This is a genomic window from Synergistaceae bacterium, assembly GCA_012728235.1.
GTDB lineage: Bacteria > Synergistota > Synergistia > Synergistales > Synergistaceae > JAAYFL01.
Genome location: JAAYFL010000141.1, coordinates 1 through 17,896 on the forward strand (window position 1 = coordinate 1; position 17,896 = coordinate 17,896).

Genomic DNA, 17,896 nt, shown 5'->3' on the forward strand with positions numbered 1-17,896 from the left:
CTCATATGCAAATAGGCCCGCTAACAGTAAAAAATGATGCTGACTTTTATGTCATGGGAGTACTGAATATCACGCCCGATTCCTTTTCGGACGGGGGCAGCTATGATTCCATTGCTCCCGCCCTGGAACATTGTGAATTCCTGCTGGCCGAAGGTGCTGATATTATAGATATCGGAGCGGAGTCGACCCGACCGGGTCATGAGCAGATCTCTACCGAAGAAGAAATTGCCCGGCTTTTACCCATATTGAATACGATTCGGGCGGCCTATCCGAATATCGCTATTTCGATTGATTGTTACCGTGCGGAAACGGCACGTCTTGCTCTGGAAGCAGGGGCTGATATGATCAACGATATCTGGGGGCTGGCCTATGATGCCGAGATGGCAGGGGTGGTCGCTGAATATGGCGCGGCAGTCTGCATTATGCATAATCGACGGGATATGAATTATAAGGACCTGATCGGAGATCTGAAGGATGATTTGGCCTCTATGCTGGAAATTGCAGAGAAGGCAGGTATTGCCCGTTCGCAGATCTGCCTTGATCCCGGCATCGGCTTTGCCAAGAGAATTGAGGAAAACCTATATGTCCTGAAGCACCTGGAAAAACTACAGGATTTTGAACTGCCCCTTCTTCTGGGGACCAGCCGCAAGGGATTTCTGGGACTTCTTCTTGATGGCGTCCCAGCTAAGGAACGGGATGTTGCAACGGCTGCGACCAGTGTGATCGGCTATGAAAAAGGCTGTCGTATCTTTCGGGTTCATGATGTAAGAAAAACGAGAGAAGCGCTTACTATTGCACAAGCGGTTGCGGAGGCGGAATATGGACTGCGTTGAAATAAAAGATCTGATTGTTTTTGCCCACCATGGTGTTTTTAAACAGGAAAAAGAGTTGGGACAGAAATTTGTTGTTTCAGTCCGTCTCTACCTCGATACGGAGACGGCTGTAATTAAAGATGATGTGGATAGTTCAATCCACTATGGCGAGGCGGCGCTGGAGATAACCAGATTTCTGCAGGCTGAAAGCTATAACCTGATAGAGACGGCAGCCGGACGTCTGGCTGAACACTTGCTGCTGACATATACTCTGCTGAGAAAAGTTCAGGTCAGATTGGCTAAACCCTGGGCTCCCGTGGGTTTGCCTCTTAATGAAGTAGCGATTGAATTATGCCGCAGCTGGCAGCCGGCAGTTGTAGCTCTGGGCAGTAATATGGGCGATCGCAGGGCGCATATTGTTACTGCGCTGAAGGCTTTGGACGGGAATAAGGCAATCCGTCGTCTGGCCAGTTCCAAGCTGATTGAGACATCTCCCTATGGGGTTACAGACCAGGAAGATTTTTTAAATGGAGCTGTCTACATTGAGACCATACTTTCTCCCCATGCTCTGCTTAAATATTTGCAGCAAGTAGAGGATGATTCGGGGCGAGTCCGGACCCGCCACTGGGGACCGCGCACCCTGGATCTGGATCTCATCTACTACTCTGACTTAATAATTCATAGTGCAGATCTTACTCTGCCACACCCTGAAATGCAGAAGCGTGACTTTGTGCTGGAGCCTATATGTGAGCTTGTTCCCAACTATGTTGACCCGCGCTATGGGCTTCCGGTATGTGAGCTGCTGGCAAAGCAGGGAAAATAGAAACAGTAATTGACATGAAAAAACCTCCGGAATCGAGAGAAACCGGAGGTTTTTTTATTTGTTATAGTAACTTTAGCCTAGGCGGCTGCACGACTCTTCTTTTGAATAAAGTGGCCGATGAGATAGATAATAACGGATACGACCATGGCGTTGATTGCTGCGATGCCCCAGGTTACAAAGTTACCTACTACAGCACCGGCGACAACTCCTGCTACAGCAAACCAGTTAACCTTTTTCAGGTCTTTATCTGCCTCAGCCTCGTAAGCTTCTTTTCTCATGAAGTAATCCGCTACGATTATTGCGCCGACGGGCGGCAAGGTTGCGTTCAAAACGCTCAGCCAGCCGACAAAGTTGTCATAGAGCCACAGAGCTGCAACTGTTCCGACAATACCGGCGACAATTGTCATCGGACGTTTCTTGTACTTTGTGATATTCGCCAGTCCGAGGCCACCCGTGTAAAGTGCGTTATCGTTAGTTGTCCAGATATTGGCACCAAGCACTATTACTGCAGGAATAGTCAGACCCTGCGCGATCATAACGTAGAAGATATCTTCCTGACCGGTAAAGGCTCCGGCGACACCGCCGAAGAAGAACATCAGGGTGTTACCGATGTAGAAGGCGATTACTGTTGTAGCTACTGCTATTTTGTTAGTTTTTGCAAAACGGGAGAAGTTCGGTGTCGCCGTTCCACCGGAAACAAAGGAGCCGACAACCATTGCAATGGCCGCGAACAGTGACAGACCTTCAGTTGATCTTCCGAAAACAGCGACAAAGCCGCCGCCTTCTTTAAGTGCCAGGAACATTGAATATGTTCCCAGAATTGTGATCAAGGGAACAGAGATAAAGCTGATTATCTCAATACCTTTGATTCCGACGTATGCTGATGCAGTCATTGCAATACCGATGACTATTATCAGCAACCAGGGGTTTATGCCCAGCATTTCGGATACCGGAATTGAGAACATAGCTGCACCGACACCAAACCAGCCTATCTGCGTAAAGCTGATCAGTGCCGAAGGAAGATAAGATCCCTTTGTGCCGAATGAACGCTGGCATAGCAAGTCGAGGCTCATTCCAGTGTTTGATCCGATATAACCTAATGCTCCTGTGTAGACAGCCAGAATAGCACCGCCTAAAATTACTGCCAGTAAAAAGCCGGTAAAGTCCAGTCCGTTGGCCATTCTTGCACCAACGCTCATGCTGGCTGAAAAGAAAGTAAAGCCCAGCATAATGACGAACATCGACCAGAAACCTCTGGTACGAGCTTTCTTCGGCACTCTTACAAACGAAAAGTCGACATCAACGACTGCGTCCGTTTGCACCTCTTGATTCTTTGCCATAACAACCTCCTCTTAAGCGTTATGAAACTATTTACATTCGGATATATGAAATACTTTAGGTTAATATAGACGATATGTCAATCATCAAATGCAAATTAAGCTGTGCTATGTGTATAATTATCATAAGCAGAAAAGCAGATTATAGCTAATTACTAAAGTAGTTTCATGAAAGACGCATATCGGTGCTATAATTTTCACATGTACCCTAAAGGGAGGGATATTTGATGAATATACAGAAAATAGCTGAGCTTGCTGGTGTTTCGGTAGCTACTGTTTCTCGTGTGTTCAACCATCCGGACAAAGTCCTGCCTGAAACCCGTGAAAAGGTGCTGGCTGTAACAGAAGCACATAATTTCACGCCCAATTGGTTTGCACGCGGCCTTACGATCGGTACGACCAAGACCATTGCTTTGATTATTCCTGCCATTGTTTCTGATTTGTATCAAAATATTATTTCCGGAGTTGAAACTGTTGCCGGTAATAAAGGTTATGCAGTTATATTTGGACAAACCCGTGGCGATTGGGAGACAGAGTATAATTTTCTAAAGCTAATGAAAGAAAGAAAAGTCGACGGCATTATCCATGTGGGCACCATATTTGCTCAAGAGTCAAATGAGGAATCACTTTCACTGGATATGCCGCTGGTTCACATCGGGAAAAATGAAGGCTGTGATTGTAAAATACATTGCTATTTTGATACCGATGAGGCTGCCCGCCGCCTCCTGTCGCATCTGACAGATCTTGGACATAGGTCAATCAGCCTTGTTTACGACAAGAAACAAGATAAAGATATTGCTGTATCGGTCGAAAATGCTTTAAAGACTTTGGCCCGGGAATCAGGAGATAAGGTTTTTTTTAAGTCTTATGAAGCTGAAGACAGTACTGAGGGCGGTTACTTAGCTTTGCAGAGGATCATAAAAGAAAATTCATTGCCGGATGTTCTTATCACAGCCGGAGATCTGCAGGCTATTGGAACCCTGAAGGCGGCCAGAGATAGTAAATTGAAAATCCCGCAAGACTTGGCCCTGGCCAGCTTCAATGATTCTCCGGTATGCAGTGTAGTTTCGCCTGCACTAACCAGTGTGGAAATGCCGGCTGCTAAATTAGGTATGACAGCGGCACGCTTATTAATTGACGGTATTGAGAATGAAGATGACGAAGCAGAATATTCCCAGGAATTAATTTTGCAGCCTAAACTTAAAATCCGTGAATCGTGTGGCAATACGAGTGACATATTCGAATTATTTGATTAGAGGTAGCTATGTTTAATGCAATTGACCTGATGGGTCTTAAACTTAAGAACCCGATATTGACAGCCGCAGGTCCCTGGGCTGAAAACGCGGTGGGCATTCAGCGCTGTATTGATGCCGGAGCCGCTGCAGTTATAACGGAAACGATCTCTCTGGAAGCCAGACCGCGCATTAGTCCCAGATTGCATGCAGAAGACGAAAAACTTTTTAATACCATGATCTACTCCTATATGCATCTGGAGGAATGGGAAGATGAGATTAGAGAGATTGATCGCAAAGATGCAAAACTGATCTTCAGTATTTGGGGAGCGACCGCTTCTGAGATTGCCTATATGGCAAAGAAAGTGGAGCAGATGGGAGCGGATGCAATTGAGTTGAGCATTTCAGCTCCCATAGGGAGCAGACACCGCTTCCTGACCGAAAGTACTGCGGATATTTATACTTACGCTAAAGCCGCGGTTGACGCAGTAGATATTCCTGTCATGCTGAAGCTTTCCTATGAGGCAGCATCATCAACCGTTTTTCTTCGTGATCTGGAACGCGCCGGGGTCAAAGCTGTAAGCGCCATTGACTCTCTGAAAGGGCTATCAGGCGTTGATATTGAGAATTTTGTAACATTAATGCCGACTTATGGGGGTTATACCGGAGAAAGCATTCGTCCCATATCTCTGGCGACGACCGCAGCATTACACCAATATACTTCGCTGCAGGTAGTAAGTTCAGGTGGTGTCATGAACTATGAAACAGTTCTCGAGTTCATTATGCTGGGAGCCAGTGCAGTGCAGCTTGCATCTGTTATTCAATGTAATGGCTATGCTGCGATTACAGATATCCTGTCTTCTCTCCAAAGCTGGCAGGAAGAACGAAATATTATTTCAATTAATGACATCAGAGGAGCTGCCCTGCCTTCGATTAAGGTTTACGAAGACATAGTTCCGGTGAAACTGTGTGCCGCGATCAAAGAAAGCTGTTCACGCGAAGATTGCCTGCTCTGCAGTGACAGTTGCCTTCCAGATGCAGTTTTCCTAAATGAAGATAATATTATTGAAATCAAAGAAGAGTATTGTGATGGTTGTGGATTTTGTGTAGCACGTTGCCCCCACAATTTACTCGATCTTAAATGGTGCCAATAAGCAAGCACTTAATCTGGTATTTTCATACTATTACCCGGTCTGTAAGCTGATTAATCTTCACTCTTTATCAGTCAGTATTAATTGTTATACAAATTGACGAATTGCTTGTGGACATGCATAAGGATATTCGTTAGAATGAGCTCAATGAAAGTAGTTACATTTGGAAAATTTAAAAAATCTCCGAATAGTTTTGTGGAGGAAACAAACACATGAAAACTCATACCGTCGGGAAATCTAAAGGAAGGATTGACGCCAAAGCCAAAGTATACGGCAAGGCGGAGTTCGGCTCTGACATACGTCTGCCTGATCTCCTCTACCTTAAGGGCGTCTATAGTGAGTATGCGTCTGCAAAATTACTTGCCGTGCATACAGAGGAAGCCAAGCAAATGCCGGGTGTTGTATGTGTTGTTACCGGGGCAGATATACCCGGTGAGCGCATGATTGGTGAGCTTTACATTGATCAGTACCCACTTGCTTACGATAGAGTACGATATCTCGGTGACGTAATTGCAGTTGTCGCAGCTGAAACACAGGAGCAGGCTAATGATGCTGCTGCCTTAATCACAGCTGATTATGAACCCCTGCCTCTTTTAACGTCCCCGAAAGAAGCACTTGAGAGCGAATTGCTGATTAACCCCGAATGTCCTAACAACATTTGCGGTGAGGTGCACACCATTAAAGGTGACGCCAAAGAAATTCTGGAAGAATCAGAAGTTGTGATTGAATCGACTTACAAAACTGATTTTGTTGAGCATGCTTACATCGAGCCGGAAGCTGTTGTCGCAATACCAAGCAAAATGCGGCCGGAACTGATAATCCAGGGTTCAACTCAAGCCCCGTACAATGCACGTATATCAATAGCCAGAACACTGAAGCTGCCGATGGCTCAGGTCATAATGAGGCCAAGCACCATAGGCGGCTCTTTTGGCGGCAAGATTGAAACAGCTGAAGCGATGGCAGTCCGCGCCGGTTTAGTTGCCTTGAAAACCGGTCGCCCGGCAAAATATGTTCTGACCCGCGAAGAGTCAATCAGAGAAAGCTACAAACGCCATCCGATCGAATTCGATATTAAGGTGGGAGCCCAGAGCGATGGAAGGCTTAAGGCCCTCTATTGTGATGCCATTTTGGACGCTGGTGCCTATACGAACATGTCACCCCCTGTAGCATACAAAACTGCGACACTGGGTCCGGGCCCCTACCGCTGGGACGCTGTGCATTATACAGCTACCGGAGTCTTGACCAATAATAACCACACAGGCTCTTACCGTGGATTCGGAACACCTCAGGCGATTTTTGCTCTGGAAAATACAATGGATGTACTCGCAGACAAACTCGGTCTGACACCGACAGAGCTCCGTCGCAAGAATTTGCTGCGTAATGGCGATACAAGCGGAACCGGACATGTGCTCGATTTCCACGAAGTAAGCATTCTCAAGGTCATGGAAAATGCAGTTGCAGAGCTTGATTTTGATCGCAAATTTGCCCAATACAAAGAGGAAAATAAAGATCCAAAACGCCGTATTCGCCGTGGAGTTGGCCTGGCCGTTTCCATGAGAGGCGCCAGTGTCGGGGCAGACGGCAATGGTTTTGACGTTGCTCGTATCCTGATAGAGGTTATGCAGGATGCCAGTGTACACGTAAATCTTGGCCTGGTAGAACTCGGCCAGGGCTTGCGTACTGCACAGCAGCAGATGGTTGCCGAAGGTCTGGGTGTTTCTTTTGAGCGGGTTACCATGGCTGAAACCGACACTTCCAGAGCACCGGTTACGGGTGCTTGTATTGCTTCCCGCGGTACTATGTTGGGTGGCGGCGCAACCCGTGAAGCCACAAACCAGCTTAAAGAAATTTTGACTCAGGGTCTGAAGAAGAGCTATGGCGAAGAAATCGGACCGGTTACCTTCGAAAACGACAGAGTCTTGTTTGATGATAAGGATCTGTCATTTGATGAAGTTGTTAAACTGGCTTACGACTGGAACCTGACACCAACGACTGTTGGCACCTATACCGTGCCGATTTTAGAGTGGGATGAGGAAAAAGGCTGCGGCGCACCTTTCTTTACTTACACCTATTCCTGCCACGCAGCGGAAGTGGAAGTTGACCTCGATCTTGGTACAGTAGAAGTTATCAAGATGGTAGGTAGCCATGACCCCGGACGTGCTATCAACCCCACCATGCTTAAAGGCCAGATCTATGGCGGAATGGCAATGTCGCAGGGCATGGCACTACTGGAAAACTTAGGTCATAATTCAAAGACCGGAGCATTGAAGAACCAAAACTTCTCCGGTTACTTGCTGCCGACAGTGCTTGATGTTCCCGATATCAACCAGCCCCTGCTTGAAGAAAACCCAGACCCCAGAACTGCTTTTGGCGGCAGATCGATGGGTGAACCTTCAATGGAGCCGGGAGTCGGAGCAGTAACGTGCGCAGTAAACATGGCCCTCGGAAAACCGGGAATGATTAAACAAATACCGTTTGACCTCGACAGTGTATTTGAGGCCGCACAAGAACTATGGGGGGAAGACGATGAAATTTCGTGATTATTTAAAAATAAACAGTTTAGAAGACTTTAAACAAGCAGTCGCTTCTGTTGAAGGACCCGTTCTTCTCCTGGCAGGCGGCAGTGACGTTCTCGTTCAGGCACGAGACCACCGCTTTAAAGACCATACGGTCATCGATGTATTAAAGGTGGAAGCTCTTCGCCAGATCAAAGAAGCAGACGGGTACATTGAAATAGGCGCCTGTGCCACCCATGAGGAAATCGCTCAATCACCTCTGGTAAAGCGTTACGCCCCAATCCTGGCAGAAGCATCCTTGTCCGTCGGCTCATTACAGATTCGCAACCACTCGACGATCGGCGGCAATATTGCTAACGCATCGCCGGCTGCAGATACTCTGGCTCCTCTGGCAGTGCTGGAAGCGGAAGTTCTTGTACTAAAAGACGGAACCGAGCAAAGAATGCCCCTGCTGGATGTGATTGCAGCTCCTTATAAAACCAATCTGGGAGACCGCGACTTGATCATGAAGGTCTTTGTACCTAAACAAGCTGAGAGTGTCCGCTGCAATTACACTAAACTGGGACGCAGGAAAGCCTTGTCAATTTCACGCATGACTATCGCAACTTTGCTGGAGCTGGATGCGGAAGGCGTAGTTACAAAGTTTCAGATGACAGTAGGAGCGACTTTTCCTAAACCGATGTTATTCCCTGATATTTCAGCCATGCTGGTCGGGAAGAAAGCTACAGAAGAAGATATTATAAAAGTTGCCCGCTCTCTTTCAGACAAAATACCTGAAATTGCCGGTGTTCGTGCTTCGACACGTTATAAACAGCCTGTGTGCCGCCGACTCAGCGAGCGTATTTTGAAAGAACTGATCGAAGGTGAACAAGATGAATAAGATAAAACTGAATTTTAATTTAAACGGAAAAGATTACGAGATTTTTACGGATGCAGGATCACGCATGCTTGATGTCATTCGAAACGATCTTCATCTTACCGGGACCAAAGAAGGTTGCAGCGTCGGGGAATGCGGAGCCTGTACTGTAATTCTGAATGGTGAAGCGGTTTCCAGCTGCCTGATTCTCGCCCCTCAGATGGATGGAGGCACAATCCTGACCATTGAGGGTATGAGCGAACTGGATCTGGGAAAGAACTTGCAAAGCAGCTTTGTGGAGGAGGATGCAGTCCAGTGCGGATTTTGCACTCCGGGCTTTATCCTCAGCGCCTATGCCCTGCTTCAGAAAAACCCGGACGCAAGCAGAGCAGAGATCCGCGAGGCAATAGCCGGCAATATTTGCCGCTGCACGGGATATATTCCGATTGTTAATGCTATAGAGAACGCAGCAGAGAAACTAAACAGCAAATAACTCCTTGTCTGTTACGTGAATCGCCGGGAGAAATTCCGGCGATTCGACTTCTGACAGAAAAGGATAAACTTTAGCAGCTGCAGTTATTAAAAAGGAACTGAGCCTAGAAGGAGGACAAATGTCGCTATTAATTAAGAACTGTATATTAAGAAACAAAGAAGGTCTCTGGGACGTTTACTGTGAAGATAAGACTATCAGCAAGATAGGGCAAAAGCTTGACCTGCAAGCAGATACAAGTATAGATGCTGAGGGCAGCCTCCTGGTCCCTGCGCTGATCGATCCCCATATTCATCTGGACAAAGTGAACATCCTGGATAGTGTCAGAAAAAATGTGAGCGGTACTCTTACTGAAGCGATCGAGATTATTTGGGACCGTAAACGCCAGTATACTGACGAAGATGTTATCGAGCGCGCAGGTCAGGTGGTGGAAGCAGCTATTAAAAATGGCACTTTGGCCATAAGAACCCACGTCGATATCGATACAGTCGGGGGATTGAAACCCTTAAAAGGTGTCCTTGCCCTGCGTGAAAAATATAAAGATGTTATGACCATGCAGCTGGTTGCTTTCCCACAGGAAGGCATAATTAAGGATCCCGGCTGCGATAAACTAATGGACGAAGCCATGCAGATGGGCTGTGACATAGTTGGCGGAATGCCTGCCAATGAGAATACACCTGATGACAGCCTGGCTCACGTCAAATACTGCTTTGATCTGGCAGAAAAATATGACGCTGACGTCGATATGCATGTTGATGAGACAGATGATCCTTTCTACCGCACCCTGGAAATGCTGGCTGATGAAACCATTAAACGTGGTTGGGAAGGCCGGGTTACCGCTGGCCATACCTGTGCTTTAGCAGCTTATGATGACCACTATGCCGCCTATGTTATTGAAAAAGTAGCACGTGCCGGCATTCACATGATCACTAACCCCGTGACCAACCTGATGCTGCAGGGAAGAAATGACAAGCAGCCCATCAGACGTGGTATCACACGTGTAAAGGAGCTGCTCGAAGCCGGTGTAAACGTCAGCTTTGGTCAGGACTGTGTTAACGATACCTTCTATCCCTTGGGAAGTGCAGATATGTTACAGGTCGCAAACGTAACGGTTCATGCAGCCCAGATGAGTCTCCCGCCTGAACTGGAGAAGGTTTTTGATATGATTACCCATGATGCCGCCAAGATTATGAAACTAGATAATTACGGCCTGGAGGAAGGCTGTGCGGCAAATCTTGTGCTGATTGATGCTAAGAATATCCGGGAAGCAATGGCCCAGACCCCCAACCGCCCCTATGTGATCAGAGATGGTGAGATCATCGTCAAGAATGTGCGGACAACAGAATTCAACTTTTAAATATAGAGGAGCAGGAAAGCCCTTTATATGTTTATCTCCTCAAGAAAAGGCCTGTTCTGAACAGGCCTTTTCTTAGTTACGAATACATATCAAAAACTATATGAGTCTGAGACACTTTAGTATTTGACTGAATCTAATACTCCGTGATAAGTTGAAGTGACGATTTATGCACGTTAGTAGCAGATTGTCAGAAGCCGACAAGACTCTTTAAGCTGATAGAATTAAAGAATAAAGATAAATAACAGGAGGTTTCATAATGAACTGGCATAGCAAGCGTGATATGAAGCGAGCACGTCTTGAAAGCGCATCTCCCTACATTAATCACAAGCTGATCGAAACTGAATCGATTGCTGAGGCGCTCGAAGCGCTGATGCGCCCCGGGGACCGGGTAGTCATCGAAGGAGACAACCAGAAACAAGCCACTTTTTTGGCCAAAGCGCTGACAAAACTTAATCCTGATAAAGTCCATGATGTGACGATGATTGTCCCTTCAATTTCCAGAGCTGAACATCTGGACGTATTTGATAAAGGCATCGCCAGCGAAATCAACTTCGCCTATGCCGGTGTGCAAAGCGTGCGTTTGGCAGATATGCTGGCAGAAAATAAGTTGAAAATCGGGGCAATTCATACCTATCTTGAACTGTATTCCCGACTCTTTGTAGATCTTATTCCGGATATATGTCTCGTCGCAGCTGACCAGGCCGACCCCGACGGCAATCTATTCACAGGTTACAGCACAGAAGATACTCCGACACTGGTCGAATCCGCCGCCTTTCACCAGGCGATTGTTGTCGTCCAGGCAAATGAGATAGTCGAACGTGGCGCCTTGCCGCGCATAGACATCCCGGGAGACTGGGTCGACCTGGTTGTACTTGCTGATGAGCCCTATCAGCTGGAAGCCTTATTCACCAGAGATCCGAAAAAAATCCGCGACCAGCATATTCTCATGGGAATGATGACGATCAAAGGTATTTATGAAAAACACGGAGTAACATCTCTCAACCATGGCATCGGTTACAACTCCGCAGCTATTGAGCTTTTACTCCCTACATATGGAGAAGAACTCGGCCTGAAAGGTAAAGTTTGTAAAAACTGGATCCTGAATCCGCATCCCACAATGATTCCTGCTATGGAAAGGGGTTGGGTTGAAAGCATGTTCACCTTCGGCGGAGAAATCGGCATGGAGCGTTACACCCAAGCACGTTCAGATATTTTCCCGATCGGCCCTGACGGAACTATGCGGTCAAACCGTGCCTTCGCTCAGATAGCGGGACTTTACGGTATTGATCTTTTCCTGGGTGCGACCTTGCAGATGGATTATCTGGGTAACTCATCTACTGTGACCAGCGGACGTCTCACCGGCTTTGGCGGTGCTCCCAACATGGGCCATAACACCTTAGGCCGAAGACATACATCCCCGGCCTGGCTGGATATGATGCCCCATCCCGGCAATTCCCTGCAAAGAGGCAAAAAACTAGTAGTACAGATGCTTGCCAGTCAGGGACGTTTCGGCTACAACTTCAAGCCCGAGCTCGATGCAGTTAAGATCGGTGAAGAAAGCGGTTTCGATGCGCCACCGGTCATGATCTACGGTGAAGATGTTACCCATGTCGTCACAGAGCAGGGCATTGCCTATCTTTACCAGGCTGAAAGTGAAGAAGAGCGCAGAGCTCTCTTAGCGGCAGTCGCACAAGAAACACCCTTAGGCGAATATGCCAGCAAAGCTGAAATTGAAAAAATGCGCAAAGATGGCAAGGTCGCCTTGCCGGATGATCTGCAGATTGATCCGGCTACTGCAACACATGACAGACTGGCAGCTCAATCACTCGATGAACTTGTCGAATGGTCAGGCGGCCTGTATGAAATTCCTGAAGCTTTTAGAAAATAGGAAATCAAACTTAAGATAGAGGAGGACGAGCTTTGTTGACAGAAAAACAAAAAGAGCTGGTCGAAGTAAAAGAAAAACTTAGACAAGGTGGAGGCGAAAGGGCGATCGAACGCCAGCACGGTCGTGGCAAAAAGACAGCACGTGAACGCATAGATGCGTTGCTCGACGAAAAAAGTTTTGTCGAGACCGGGATGTTTGTCAAACACCGTTCCACCCAGTTCGGCATGGATGAAAAGAATTCTCCGGGAGATGGTGTAGTTACCGGTTACGGCACAATCGATGGCCGTCAGGTCTGCGTGACTGCGCAGGACTTTACTATCATCGGTGGATCACTTGGAGAAATGCATGCCGACAAAATCGTTAAGACACAGGAGTTGGCCTTGAAAATAGGCTGTCCGATTATTTCAATTAACGATTCCGGAGGCGCCCGTATCCAGGAGGGTGTTGATTCACTAGCCGGTTACGGTCGTATATTTTACAACAATACCAAGGCGTCAGGAGTAATTCCACAGTTCTCAGTTATTATGGGTCCCTGTGCCGGAGGTGCTGTTTACTCACCGGCCCTGACGGACTTTGTCTTTATGGTAGATAACACCAGCGAAATGTTTATCACCGGCCCTGAGGTCATCAAAACTGTGACCGGCGAAGAAGTGTCAGCTCAGGAACTTGGTGGCTCGATGACACACAATAGCATCAGCGGTGTCGCACAATTCAGAGCTGCTAATGAAGATGAGTGCTTTACACAGATCCGTCAGCTTCTGAGCTATTTGCCCCAGAACAACATGGAAAAGGCTGAGCGTTTCGACAGTAATGCAGATCCGAATGCCATACAGGATTCCTTGAACGGTCTGATTCCCGACGATCCCCGCACACCTTATGACATGAAAGACCTGATTTACAGCTTGGCTGATAATGGTGATTTTTTTGAGCTGCAGGCATATTATGCCCAGAATATGATTACCGGCTTCCTGAGACTGAACGGTGAAAGCATTGGCGTCATTGCGAATCAGCCGCGCGTTCTGGCCGGTTGTCTCGACATCAACGCTTCAGATAAAGCTGCCCGTTTTATCCGCATGTGTGATGCCTTCAATATTCCGCTTCTGACCCTGGTCGATGTTCCGGGCTTCTTGCCGGGAACAGAGCAGGAGTACGGCGGCATCATCAGACACGGGGCGAAAATACTCTATGCATACAGTGAGGCGACCGTACCGAAAGTGACTTTGATCACCCGCAAGGCATACGGTGGAGCCTATATAGGAATGTGCTCCAAGCATCTGGGAGGGGATATTGTTCTGGGATGGCCTAACGCTGAGATTGCTGTCATGGGTGCTGAAGGTGCTGCCAATATTATTTTTGCCCGAGAAATTAAGGCAGCTGATGATCCGGAAACCAGGCGTCAGGAGAAGATTGACGAGTATTCCGAATCAATGATGAATCCGTATGTAGCGGCCGCCAGAGGTTATCTTGACGATGTCATCCTGCCTGAGGAAACCAGACAGCGGTTGATTTCATCTTTTGATGCACTCCGGGGCAAACGCAGTTCTGTACCTGCTAAAAAGCATGGAAATATTCCCTTGTAAAGGAGCTAGAATATATGGATTTTCAAAATTTGAGTATGCTGGACGCCCTCTGGCTATCGATATTTTCAATTGTGGTTGTCTTTCTGGTGCTGTTAATTATCTCTTACATGATTGACCTGGTAAAGATTCTGCTTTATCGCAAAAAAAATAAAAAGAATGATGACAAACCTGATGACAACAGCCCGATTTCGCAGGAAAAACCGTCGGAACCAGCTGATCAGCCGGATAGCAAGACGGCTGCCATCATTGCGGCAGCAGTATCTGCCTTTTTGGGAAAAGACAGCCGCTTTGTTATTAGAAAGATAAACCGCCATAAGGCGCCGCTGTCCGAATGGGAAGCAGCGGGTATTTTAGATACACAAAGACGTTCGTTATAGAAGGGAATATGAAGAAAATGACCAAAACGTTTCGTATAGTAATTGACGGCGTGGAATATCACGTCGATGTAGAAGAACTTAGCAGCGGGAATACCGGAGTGACAACAACTGCACCACGCACCGCACCGGCCCCGGTTGCCACAAGCACACCTGCTCCGCAGCCAGCTCCGTCAGCTCCGGCCGCTCCGACAGCTCCTGCTGCTCCTGCAGCCAGGCCCGCCGCAGCCGGTGGAGAAGCGGTACTTGCTCCTTTGCAAGGAAAAATTTGGGATGTTCCGGTCACTAGCGGGGATAGTGTCAAAGCAGGAGATACCCTTGTAGTTATTGAAGCCATGAAAATGGAAAATGAAATAGTTGCCCCGCACGATGCTGTCGTTGGCGATATTCATGTCAAAAAAGGTGATGCTGTTAAATCAGGAGATCTGCTTATTAACTTGCAGTAGGAGACCACTATGCTAGATATGATTGTTGATTTTTTAAAGAGCACCGGTTTTCCGGAACTCTTTTCACTGGATACACCGCTTTTTGGAATTATGTTGCCGGGCAAACTGATTATGGTGGCAATAGCTTGTCTCCTGATTTATATGGGGATCAAGAAGGGCTTTGAGCCATACTTGCTCTTACCGATAGCTTTCGGTATGCTTCTGGTTAATTTGCCACTAGGCGGCCTGATGGCCGGTCCGCTGGGAACAGAACCCGGCGGCTTGCTCTACTATCTCTATCAGGGAACCAAACTGGGGATTTATCCGCCTCTAATCTTCCTGTGTATAGGCGCTTCAACTGACTTTGGACCGCTGATTGCCAATCCAAAAAGTCTGCTTCTGGGCGCAGCGGCACAACTGGGAATATTCATAACCTTTCTCGGAGCACTGGCCATGGGCTTTACACCTCAGGAAGCGGCTTCAATAGGTATTATCGGCGGAGCCGACGGCCCGACAGCCTTGTATTTGACGGGAAAACTCGCGCCGGGTCTTTTGGGAGCGATAGCGATAGCTGCCTACTCCTATATGGCGCTGGTGCCATTCATACAACCACCCATAATGAAGCTGCTCACGACAAAGAAAGAACGTGAGACCAAGATGGAACAGCTCCGTGAAGTCAGTAAGACGGAAAAAATTCTCTTCCCGGTTGTAGTTACGATTTTTACTATACTTCTCCTGCCCTCAGCTGCAGCGCTGATCGGTATGCTGATGTTTGGCAATCTGTTGAAAGAATCTGAGCAAGTGCCTCTTTTGGTCAATGCCATAGAAAACGGCCTGATGTATGCGGTATCTCTTTTCCTGGGAACTTCGGTAGGAGCGACAGCAACAGCTGAGAACTTCCTCAAGCCGCAGACGCTTAAGATCCTGATACTTGGTCTGGTTGCTTTCTCAATCGGAACCGCGGGCGGTGTTCTCTTAGGCAAGCTGATGTATGTCCTGACCAAGGGCAAAGTCAACCCTTTGATCGGTGCTGCAGGCATATCTGCAGTTCCAATGGCAGCACGTGTTGTACAAAAGGAAGGACAGAAATACAATCCGTCCAACTTCCTGCTCATGCACGCCATGGGACCGAACGTTGCCGGTGTAATCGGGTCTGCAGTGGCAGCCGGATTATTATTGAATTTCTTCGGCTAAATCCGAAAGACTTATCAGATGGGAGGGATTTCTTACGATTTCCCTCCTATTTTTATTTTATGATTGATACAGGAGGATTATCATGAATAATTTTGATTTGATGGAAGCGACAATTGCCAGCGTTCACGCTGCTATGAGAGCAGGAAATGTGACCGCAGAGGAACTGATATCTGCCTATCTTGACCGCATTGCTGCCTATGAAGACGCGGGTCCTGCGATCAATGCCATTATCATGACGAATCCTCAGGCTCTGACGGAGGCGGCTGAGCTGGACCGCATTTTTAGAGAAACAGGTGAATTTAGCGGTCCCCTGCATGGCATTCCTGTCATCTTGAAAGATAACGTTGAAACTTATGACATGCCTACTACTGCCGGCTCCAAATCACTGGAAGGCTTCATTCCTGATGAAGATGCTTTCATCACGAAAAAACTACGTCAGGCAGGGGCCATTATTCTGGCGAAAAGCAACCTGCATGAATTCGCAATTTGGGGTGAAACTATCAGCTCCATGCTGGGGCAATCGGTCAATCCCTACGATCCGGAGAGAACACCCGGAGGCTCTTCCGGCGGAACCGGAGCTGCGATTGCAACAAATATCGGTATCATCGGTATCGGGACTGACACGATAAACTCCATCAGGAGCCCAGCCTCAGCTTGTAGTGTAGTCGGTCTCAGGCCAACAGTCGGCCTGGTCAGCCGCGCGGGCATTGTGCCATACAGCCTGACTCAGGATACGGCGGGGCCTATTTGCCGTACAGTTGAGGACTGTGTCCGAACTTTGGATGTTATTGCCGGCTACGACCCGGATGACGAAGAAACTGCCTGGAGTATTGGCAGGCAGCCGGAGACCTACCTTACTTATTTAAAAGCAGACGGTCTCAAGGGCAAACGTCTAGGTGTGCTGAGAAGTTTTTTTGGCAAGGAAAGTATCAACCAGCCGGTAAACAAAGTAATGGACGGAGCCTTGGCTGTCTTTAAAGAAGGCGGCGCTAGTCTGGTCGAGCTTGACGACGAGATTGATTCGGACTGGATGATCCGGGAAGTCAGCGTCCATTTTGATGATTTGAAAACACATTTAAATGCTTACCTGGCAGGACTCAGGGCAGATGCCCCGGTTCACTCGGTAGAAGAGATACTGGAATGTGGCAAGTTTCATCCGGGCATAGAGGAGAATCTGAAAAAAGCTCTGAGCCTTGACGTCGGCACAGCTGAATATAATCAAAAACTGGTCCGTCAGGCGGCCATGCGAACAAGGTTCATGAAGATCATGGCCGAACATGAGCTTGATGCCCTGGTATATCCGCATCAGCAACAACTTGTCTGTAAGATCGGGGACGGTCAGCAGCAGCGCAACGGTGTTCTCTGCTCAGCTACTGGTTTTCCTTCTATCGCAGTACCTGCAGGTTTTGCACCATCAGAAAAGGCGCCGATTGGTGTGCCGGTTGGACTGGAAATTGCGGGAAGACCCTTTAGTGAAGGACTACTAATTGAAATTGCCTACTCATTTGAGCAATTGTCTCAGTTCAGGAAAGCTCCGCTGTCTGCTCCCGCACTATGATTTGCTCTCTAGCTCGCAAAAGTATTTCTGAAGGAATTCAGAAAATAATACTTCATAGCGGCTCAGATGCTGGGCTCCTGCTGAACTCAGAATAATGAACCTGCGGCATTTTGGCTCAGAGATTGACAGCAGATGAACATTTTCATCGCTGTCGTCTTTGGGCCAGGTTAATTGCGGGATAAAGGCGATGCCGTGTCCGGAGTTGACATAACGGGTGACAGCCGAAGAACTGTCAGTCTCAAAAATGACCTTAGGCTCAAAGCCCGCCTGATGGCAGAAAAAGTCGGTGATCTGCCTTAATCC

16 protein-coding genes are annotated in these 17,896 nt (G+C 47.7%); 14 read left to right on the forward strand and 2 right to left on the reverse strand.

Annotation, left to right across the window (positions count from 1 at the left end; genetic code table 11):
* Window positions 1-5 precede the first annotated feature (5 nt).
* Complete coding sequence (gene folP / locus GXZ13_07535) at window positions 6-833, forward strand: dihydropteroate synthase (GenBank protein NLX75654.1); 828 nt, start codon at window positions 6-8, stop codon at window positions 831-833.
* The gene (gene folK, locus GXZ13_07540) at window positions 820-1,635 is read left to right on the forward strand and encodes a 2-amino-4-hydroxy-6-hydroxymethyldihydropteridine diphosphokinase (GenBank protein ID NLX75655.1); all 816 of its coding nucleotides are present in this window, start codon (window positions 820-822) and stop codon (window positions 1,633-1,635) included. Before folP ends, folK begins: the two co-directional genes overlap by 14 nt.
* 77 nt (window positions 1,636-1,712) lie before the next feature.
* Here the strand turns inward: folK and codB are convergent, their stop codons facing one another.
* Window positions 1,713-2,975, reverse strand: a complete 1,263-nt coding sequence (codB, locus tag GXZ13_07545) for a cytosine permease (protein NLX75656.1) — start codon at window positions 2,973-2,975, stop codon at window positions 1,713-1,715.
* Window positions 2,976-3,199: 224 nt separating this feature from the next.
* Here codB and GXZ13_07550 point away from each other — a divergent pair, with 224 nt between their 5' ends.
* The 12 genes from GXZ13_07550 (at window position 3,200) to GXZ13_07605 (ending at window position 17,593) form a co-directional block, all read left to right on the forward strand.
* Window positions 3,200-4,228, forward strand: coding sequence for a LacI family transcriptional regulator (locus tag GXZ13_07550; GenBank protein ID NLX75657.1), 1,029 nt, complete (start codon window positions 3,200-3,202; stop codon window positions 4,226-4,228).
* Between the two features lie 29 nt (window positions 4,229-4,257).
* Window positions 4,258-5,358 (forward strand): 4Fe-4S binding protein, encoded by a 1,101-nt coding sequence (locus GXZ13_07555; protein NLX75658.1) that lies wholly within the window; start codon window positions 4,258-4,260, stop codon window positions 5,356-5,358.
* A 209-nt stretch (window positions 5,359-5,567) separates the two neighbouring features.
* Complete coding sequence (locus GXZ13_07560; protein NLX75659.1) at window positions 5,568-7,895, forward strand: xanthine dehydrogenase family protein; 2,328 nt, start codon at window positions 5,568-5,570, stop codon at window positions 7,893-7,895.
* A complete protein-coding gene (locus GXZ13_07565) occupies window positions 7,882-8,751 on the forward strand; it encodes a hypothetical protein (GenBank protein ID NLX75660.1) in 870 nt (289 codons plus the stop codon). The genes GXZ13_07560 and GXZ13_07565 overlap by 14 nt, the downstream gene beginning before the upstream one ends.
* Window positions 8,744-9,220, forward strand: coding sequence for a (2Fe-2S)-binding protein (locus tag GXZ13_07570; protein NLX75661.1), 477 nt, complete (start codon window positions 8,744-8,746; stop codon window positions 9,218-9,220). The genes GXZ13_07565 and GXZ13_07570 overlap by 8 nt, the downstream gene beginning before the upstream one ends.
* 118 nt (window positions 9,221-9,338) lie before the next feature.
* Window positions 9,339-10,574, forward strand: a complete 1,236-nt coding sequence (locus GXZ13_07575) for an amidohydrolase family protein (GenBank protein NLX75662.1) — start codon at window positions 9,339-9,341, stop codon at window positions 10,572-10,574.
* Window positions 10,575-10,830: 256 nt separating this feature from the next.
* Entirely contained in the window at window positions 10,831-12,462 is a 1,632-nt protein-coding gene (locus GXZ13_07580) for a malonate decarboxylase subunit alpha (protein ID NLX75663.1), read from the forward strand.
* A 32-nt stretch (window positions 12,463-12,494) separates the two neighbouring features.
* Window positions 12,495-14,042 (forward strand): methylmalonyl-CoA carboxyltransferase, encoded by a 1,548-nt coding sequence (locus GXZ13_07585; protein ID NLX75664.1) that lies wholly within the window; start codon window positions 12,495-12,497, stop codon window positions 14,040-14,042.
* Between the two features lie 14 nt (window positions 14,043-14,056).
* The gene (locus tag GXZ13_07590) at window positions 14,057-14,419 is read left to right on the forward strand and encodes an OadG family protein (GenBank protein NLX75665.1); all 363 of its coding nucleotides are present in this window, start codon (window positions 14,057-14,059) and stop codon (window positions 14,417-14,419) included.
* A 17-nt stretch (window positions 14,420-14,436) separates the two neighbouring features.
* Window positions 14,437-14,862, forward strand: a complete 426-nt coding sequence (locus tag GXZ13_07595; GenBank protein NLX75666.1) for a biotin/lipoyl-binding protein — start codon at window positions 14,437-14,439, stop codon at window positions 14,860-14,862.
* Window positions 14,863-14,871: 9 nt separating this feature from the next.
* A complete protein-coding gene (locus GXZ13_07600; GenBank protein ID NLX75667.1) occupies window positions 14,872-16,035 on the forward strand; it encodes a sodium ion-translocating decarboxylase subunit beta in 1,164 nt (387 codons plus the stop codon).
* A gap of 82 nt (window positions 16,036-16,117) precedes the next feature.
* Window positions 16,118-17,593 carry an amidase gene (locus GXZ13_07605; GenBank protein ID NLX75668.1) on the forward strand — a complete coding sequence of 492 codons (1,476 nt, stop codon included), beginning with the start codon at window positions 16,118-16,120 and terminating at the stop codon, window positions 17,591-17,593.
* Here the strand turns inward: GXZ13_07605 and GXZ13_07610 are convergent.
* Window positions 17,588-17,896 (reverse strand): LysR family transcriptional regulator substrate-binding protein (locus GXZ13_07610; GenBank protein ID NLX75669.1); only part of this gene is annotated, 309 nt, incomplete at its 5' end. The genes GXZ13_07605 and GXZ13_07610 overlap by 6 nt on opposite strands.

Bases quoted from the DNA above. Each gene is read 5' to 3' on its own strand.
- GXZ13_07550 (NLX75657.1), top strand. From the start codon at position 3,200: ATGAATATACAGAAAATAGCTGAGCTTGCTGGTGTTTCGGTAGCTACT.
- GXZ13_07575 (NLX75662.1), top strand. From the start codon at position 9,339: ATGTCGCTATTAATTAAGAACTGTATATTAAGAAACAAAGAAGGTCTC.
- GXZ13_07560 (NLX75659.1), top strand. From the start codon at position 5,568: ATGAAAACTCATACCGTCGGGAAATCTAAAGGAAGGATTGACGCCAAA.
- GXZ13_07590 (NLX75665.1), top strand. From the start codon at position 14,057: ATGGATTTTCAAAATTTGAGTATGCTGGACGCCCTCTGGCTATCGATA.
- GXZ13_07605 (NLX75668.1), top strand. From the start codon at position 16,118: ATGAATAATTTTGATTTGATGGAAGCGACAATTGCCAGCGTTCACGCT.
- GXZ13_07595 (NLX75666.1), top strand. From the start codon at position 14,437: ATGACCAAAACGTTTCGTATAGTAATTGACGGCGTGGAATATCACGTC.
- folP (NLX75654.1), top strand. From the start codon at position 6: ATGCAAATAGGCCCGCTAACAGTAAAAAATGATGCTGACTTTTATGTC.
- GXZ13_07600 (NLX75667.1), top strand. From the start codon at position 14,872: ATGCTAGATATGATTGTTGATTTTTTAAAGAGCACCGGTTTTCCGGAA.
- GXZ13_07570 (NLX75661.1), top strand. From the start codon at position 8,744: ATGAATAAGATAAAACTGAATTTTAATTTAAACGGAAAAGATTACGAG.
- folK (NLX75655.1), top strand. From the start codon at position 820: ATGGACTGCGTTGAAATAAAAGATCTGATTGTTTTTGCCCACCATGGT.
- codB (NLX75656.1), bottom strand. From the start codon at position 2,975: ATGGCAAAGAATCAAGAGGTGCAAACGGACGCAGTCGTTGATGTCGAC.
- GXZ13_07555 (NLX75658.1), top strand. From the start codon at position 4,258: ATGGGTCTTAAACTTAAGAACCCGATATTGACAGCCGCAGGTCCCTGG.
- GXZ13_07580 (NLX75663.1), top strand. From the start codon at position 10,831: ATGAACTGGCATAGCAAGCGTGATATGAAGCGAGCACGTCTTGAAAGC.
- GXZ13_07565 (NLX75660.1), top strand. From the start codon at position 7,882: ATGAAATTTCGTGATTATTTAAAAATAAACAGTTTAGAAGACTTTAAA.